The 6126-nt window shown below is 62.4% G+C and carries 3 protein-coding genes and 2 pseudogenes; 3 read left to right on the plus strand and 2 right to left on the minus strand.

The annotated features are described in order from the left end of the window. Positions 1 to 234: 234 nt before the first annotated feature. Positions 235 to 609 (minus strand): annotated as a pseudogene (locus D8U61_RS04765) (DUF6124 family protein). Positions 610 to 999: 390 nt separating this feature from the next. After that, entirely contained in the window at positions 1000 to 1968 is a 969-nt protein-coding gene (locus tag D8U61_RS04770) for a LysR family transcriptional regulator (protein WP_024011667.1), read from the minus strand. Between the two features lie 275 nt (positions 1969 to 2243). Here D8U61_RS04770 and D8U61_RS04775 point away from each other — a divergent pair, with 275 nt between their 5' ends. The 3 genes and pseudogenes from D8U61_RS04775 to D8U61_RS04790 all read left to right on the plus strand — a co-directional run. Next, complete coding sequence (locus D8U61_RS04775; protein ID WP_130926504.1) at positions 2244 to 3743, plus strand: efflux transporter outer membrane subunit; 1500 nt, start codon at positions 2244 to 2246, stop codon at positions 3741 to 3743. A gap of 139 nt (positions 3744 to 3882) precedes the next feature. Next, positions 3883 to 6075: an FUSC family protein gene (locus D8U61_RS04785; RefSeq protein ID WP_130926505.1), complete on the plus strand. Its 2193-nt coding sequence runs from the start codon at positions 3883 to 3885 to the stop codon at positions 6073 to 6075. After that, positions 6065 to 6126: pseudogene (locus tag D8U61_RS04790) on the plus strand (DUF1656 domain-containing protein); the annotation flags it as partial. The gene D8U61_RS04785 and the pseudogene D8U61_RS04790, both read left to right, overlap by 11 nt.

The following is a 6126-nucleotide window of genomic DNA, read 5'->3' on the forward strand; positions in this document are numbered from 1 at the left end:
TGTGGGAGCGAGCCTGCTCGCGAAAGCGTCTCCACTGCCAACCCATCTCTGCCAGATTCACCCCGTCCCTGTGGGAGCTGGCTTGCCAGCGAAGGCGGCCTGACAGCCGACCTGTTTCTCGCTGACGTACTCGATTCAAACTGTGGGAGCGAGCCTGCTCGCGAAGGCGGTTTATCTGACACCTCGAATGTTGAATGTGCCGAAGCCCTCGCGGTCGGGCTCGCTCCGGGAAGATCAGCTGCGTGACGGGGGCTGATGGATTTCATAGTTATCCAGCACCCGGTTCACCGCCAGTTCCGCCAGCATGATCACCTGCTGGATGGCCAGTATGGTGTGCCGCTATGGGCTGTCGACGTGGGCGGCGATGTCGCTGCTCATGATGCTCGCCGAGGCGAGGGATTCGCAGGCGTGGGCCAGCAGGCTTTCGTTGTCCTGGTCCGGGGCGACCTGGAACATGGTGCTGGGTTTGTGGCTTTGTTGCGCGGTGGTGGCCGGTTTGAGGTAGTGATCCAGCGCGCGCTCGGCGGCGTCGTGGAGTTTCGTCGAGTCCGGGGATTGGTAGGGTGAGGTGCTTGCGGATTCGGGGGGATTGGGTGTGGGTTTGAACATGGTGAAACTCCATTCGGGAAGTGGAGTTCGCCACTGACTGCGACCAAGCAATCGGGTGGCGAACCGTACGCGGGTTGGTCGACCAGGGAATGGAAACCCGGCAGGGCCGAGGCCCTCCCACGCACAGCTCGCCATTAAGCATGCTTGAAAATGTGCGCCATTCTAAACCCGGACGACCAAGCCCGGTCGCTGATTCGTCAGCAACCACCAGATCCTAGCCAGCGCACTTCCGACGGACAACCTGCAAAACCTGTCGGAAACTTCCCCGTAAACACCGCGATGTAGGAGCTGCCGTAGGCTGCGATCTTTTGATTTTTTAAACAGCAAAATCAAAAGATCGCAGCCTCGTTGCACTCGTCAACTCCTACACGAAGTCAGCGGTGTTTAAAGTCAGGTGGCGACGCGCGCGCCAGCCAGACTCCCGCTCAACTCATACGCAACCAATTCCGCCTGATGCGCCGCCAATATCTCCGGCAACGATCCGCGCAAATATTCCACCCACGTCTTGATCTTCGCATCCAGGTACTGCCGCGACGGATAGATCGCGTAGAGGTTGAGTTCCTGCGAGCGGTAGTTGGGCATCACGCGCACCAGAGTGCCGTTGCGCAGGCCTTCGATGGCGGCGTAGACCGGCAGCACGCCGACGCCCATGCCGCTGGTGATGGCGGTTTTCATGGCGTCGGCGGAGTTCACCAGGAACGGTGAGCTGTTGATGGTCACTGTTTCCTGGCCGTCCGGGCCGTCGAAGGCCCATTTTTCCAGGGGGATCACCGGGCTGACCAGGCGCAGGCAGGCGTGGTTGAGCAGGTCGCTGGGTTTCTGTGCGGCGCCGTTGGCTTTTACGTAGGCCGGCGAGGCGCAGACGATGCTGTAGGTGATGCCCAGGCGTTGCGAAACGAAGCCGGAATCGGGCAGTTCGCTGGCCAGCACGATGGACACGTCGTAGCCCTCGTCGAGCAGGTCCGGCACGCGGTTGGCCAGGGTCAGGTCGAAGGTCACGTCGGGGTGGGTCTTGCGGTAGCGGGCGATGGCGTCGATGACGAAGTGCTGGCCGATGCCGGTCATGGTGTGCACTTTCAGCTGGCCGGCCGGGCGTGCATGGGCGTCACTGGCTTCCGCTTCGGCTTCTTCGACGTAGGCGAGGATCTGTTCGCAGCGCAGCAGGTAGCGTTTGCCGGCCTCGGTCAGGGCGATGCGCCGGGTTGTGCGATTAAGCAGACGTGTTTGCAGATGGGCTTCGAGGTTGGAGACCGCGCGCGAGACGTTGGCGGTGGTGGTGTCCAGTTGCACGGCGGCGGCGGTGAAGCTGCCCGCTTCGGCAACACAACTGAAGGCGCGCATGTTTTGCAAAGTGTCCATGGGGTGCTCTCAAGGGAGATGGCAAATTGTGACACGAAGTTTCAGGGGCTGAGACCCCCGACCAAGGGATTATCTCGTTAACCGTAACAAAGATTCACAGAAATCCCAGCTTATCGCCGCAGAGGCAGCTCCATAGAATTGCGCCGATCCTGTGCCGGCGCTGCCGAAGGCTGCGGTCTTTTGATTTTGTTTTAAGGGAAGCAAGATCAAAAATCGCAGCCTGCGGCAGCTCCTGCACGGTCCTCGATCTATCCCTCTCTCAGGAATTCGCAGCTGTGCCGCGTCGCATCAACAGAGCGCTTTTGCCGCTCAGTGTTCTGGCTTTAACCCTGGCTCTCGGCGGCTGCATCTCTACCCAAGGCATTGCCCCTCACGGCGAGGCACTCGCGGCCGATTCACTGGCCACCGACGCTGCCATTGCCGAGGCCGCCAAAGACGCCCACTGGCCCAGCGCCCAATGGTGGCAGGCGTTTGGTGACGCGCAACTTGATCGCTGGATCGACCTCGCCGTGCAAGGCAGCCCGAGCATGGCCATGGCCGCTGCGCGGGTGCGTCAGGCCAAGGCTATGGCCGGTGTTGCCGAAGCGGCCGAGGCGTTGCAGATCAATGCCGAGTCGACCCTCAAGCGCCACAACTGGCCGACCGATCAGTTCTACGGCCCCGGCGATCTGGCCAACACCACCACATGGGACAACAACGCCGCGCTCGGCTTCAGTTACGCCCTCGACCTCTGGGGCCGCGAGCGCAATGCCAGTGAACGCGCGGTGGATCTGGCCCATGTGAGTGTGGCCGAGGCGCGCCTGGCGCAACTGGAACTGCAGAACAACATCGTCCGCGCCTACATCGAGCTGTCGCTGCATTACGCCCAACGCGACATCGTCGCCGCGATGCTCAAACAGCAACAGCAGATTCTCAATCTGGCGCAGAAACGCCTGAGCGGCGGGATAGGCACGCACTTCGAAGTCAGCCAGGCCGAAACACCGTTGCCGGAGACTCATCGCCAACTCGATGCGCTGGACGAGCAAATCGCCCTGAACCGCAACCAGATTGCTGCGCTGGCCGGCAAAGGGCCGGGCGCGGCGGCGCAACTGCAACGGCCGACGCTGTCCCTCGCGGCGCCGTTGAAGTTGCCCTCGGCATTGCCTGCCGAACTGCTCGGCCAGCGTCCGGACGTGGTCGCCAGTCGTTGGCAAGTGGCGGCGCAGGCGCGCGGCATCGATGTCGCCCACGGCGGTTTCTACCCCAACGTCGATCTGGTCGGCAGCCTCGGCTACATGGCCACTGGCGGCGGCGCGCTGGAGTTTCTGAGCGGCAAGAAACTCAACTACAACGTCGGCCCGGCGATCTCGTTGCCGATCTTCGACGGCGGTCGACTGCGTGGCGAATTGGGCGAAGCGGCGGCCGGTTATGACATCTCCGTGGCGCACTACAACCAGACCCTGATCAACGCGCTGAAGAACATTTCCGATCAGTTGATCCGTCGCGAATCGATGGACAAGCAGCAGGACTTCGCCGCCGAATCCGTGGCTGCCGCGCAGAAGACTTACGACATCGCGATGATCGCCTATCAACGTGGCCTCACCGATTACCTCAATGTGCTGAATGCGCAGACATTGCTGTTCAAACAGCAGCAAGTGCAGCAGCAGGTGCAGGCGGCGCGGTTGAGTGCGCATGCCGAGCTGGTGACTGCCTTGGGGGGCGGCCTCGGTGCCGGTGATGACGTGCCGACAGCCGAGCAGACCCAAGCCCCGAAGACCCCGGCGCTGCTGCGTTGAACACAGCATCCATTGTGGGAGCGAGCCTGCTCGCGAAGAGGGCGTATCAGTCAATGAACATGTTGCCTGACACGCCGCTTTCGCGAGCAGGCTCGCTCCTACAGGTTTCGAGTCCGCATTGCATGCCTGAGTATTTTCAATGACCTCCTTGCCCGCCCCCCTGCGCTGGCTCCACTCCCTGGAATGGCGTCGCGGTTTTTTCGACTGGGCACGCAGCGATGGCGTGACCTGGGTGTATATCTTCAAGGTGTTGCTCGCCGCGTTTCTCACCCTGTGGCTGGCGATGCGGCTGGAACTACCGCAACCGCGTACGGCGATGATCACGGTGTTCATCGTCATGCAGCCGCAGAGCGGTCAGGTGTTCGCCAAGAGTTTCTATCGCTTGCTCGGCACGCTGGCCGGATCGGCGATGATGGTCACGCTGATCGCTTTGTTCGCGCAAAACACGGAGCTGTTTCTCGGCTCGCTGGCGATCTGGGTCGGCATCTGCTCGGCCGGCGCCGCACGTTGCCGCAACTTTCGCGCGTATGGCTTTGTGCTCGCCGGTTACACCGCAGCGATGGTCGGTCTGCCGGCGCTGGCGCACCCGGACGGCGCCTTTATGGCGGCGGTGTGGCGGGTGCTGGAGATCTCGCTGGGGATTCTCTGTTCGACGCTAATCAGCGCGGCGATTCTGCCGCAGACCGCCAGCGCGGCGATGCGCAATGCCTTGTATCAGCGCTTCGGTGTGTTCGCCCTGTTCGTCACCGATGGCTTGCGCGGGCGCAGCAAAGCCGAGGCGTTCGAAGCCAGCAACGTGCGCTTCATTGCCGAAGCCGTCGGCCTGGAAGGGCTGCGCAGTGTGACCGTGTTCGAAGACCCGCACATGCGCCGGCGCAACGGCCGCCTGAGCCGATTGAACAGTGAGTTCATGGGCATCACCACGCGCTTCAACGCCTTGCATCAGTTGCTTGAACGCCTGCGCGGCAATGGCGAAGAGCATGTCGTGGCAGCGATCAAACCGGGCTTGCAGGACCTCGCCGAAGTGCTCGACGGCTTCAGCGGTCGCGCGCTGACCAGCCCCGATGCGGCACGTTTGGCGACCGCGTTGGCCAGCTACAAGGAAGGTCTGCCGGCACGGGTCCGAACCCTGCGCGGGATCTTTCAGGACACTGCTCCGAGCGAAGCCGAACAACTGGATTTCCACACCGCCTACGAATTGCTCTACCGCTTCGTCGATGACCTGCACAGCTATGCGCAGACCCATGCGTCTCTGGCCGAGCACCGCCACGAACGCGAGCGCTGGGACGAGCCCTTCACCCCGCAAACCAACTGGTGGGCCGCAGCCGCGTCGGGAATTCGTGCCTCGTTCATCCTGATTGTGTTGGGCAGTTATTGGGTCGCCACCGCGTGGCCGAGCGGGGCTACCATGACCCTGATCGCTGCCGCCACCGTCGGCCTTTCCGCCGCGACACCGAACCCCAAACGCATGGCCTTTCAAATGGCCTGCGGCACGTTTCTCGGTGCACTGATCGGCTTCGTCGAGATGTTTTTCATCTTCCCGCTGATCGACGGTTTCCCCTTGCTCTGCGTGATGCTCGCGCCGGTGATCGTGCTCGGTTCGTTCCTCGCTTCACGACCGCAATACGCCGGTGTCGGCCTCGGGTTGTTGATCTTTTTCAGCACCGGTTCAGTGCCGGACAATCTCACGATTTACAACCCCTACACCTTCATCAACGACTACATCGCCATGGTCATGGGCATGCTCGTCTGTGCCGCAGCGGGGGCGATCATTCTGCCGCCGAACAGTCGCTGGCTGTGGCAGCGCCTGGAGCAGGACTTGCGTGGCCAAGTGGTCTACGCGATCAGCGGCAAACTCAAGGGTCTGGCCTCGCGTTTCGAGAGCCGTACCCGCGATCTGCTGCATCAGGCCTATGGCCTCGCGGCAGGGCAACCGAAAGTGCAAAAAAGCCTGCTGCGCTGGATGTTCGTGGTGCTGGAAGTCGGCCACGCGATCATCGAGTTGCGCAAGGAACAGGCGATCCTGCCGGTGCACCCGGCGTATGCCGAATCGCAGCCGTGGCGCCAGGCAATCCGCGTGATGGGGCGTGCGCTGGTGCGCCTGTTTTTGCAGCCGAACGCGAGCAATCTCGAACGCGCACTGGTGGCGGTCGATCACGCCATCAGCCGCGTCGCCGCCACCGACGAGCCGTTCGCGCCGCACTTCGATACCTCGGCGTTGCGCCGGGTGAAAAGCTACCTGCACTTCATCCGCACCTCGCTGCTCGACCCGCAATCACCCCTCGCCGAATTCGCTTCTGCCAGGCCCGAAGGACTCGCCCATGCCTCGTGAAATCGCCTTCCACGGCGTGTACATGCCGACCATGACCCTGATGTTTTTCAT

It is taken from the genome of Pseudomonas sp. Sample_14 (genome assembly GCF_004307515.1).
In the GTDB taxonomy this organism is placed as follows: Bacteria; Pseudomonadota; Gammaproteobacteria; order Pseudomonadales; family Pseudomonadaceae; genus Aquipseudomonas; species Aquipseudomonas atacamensis.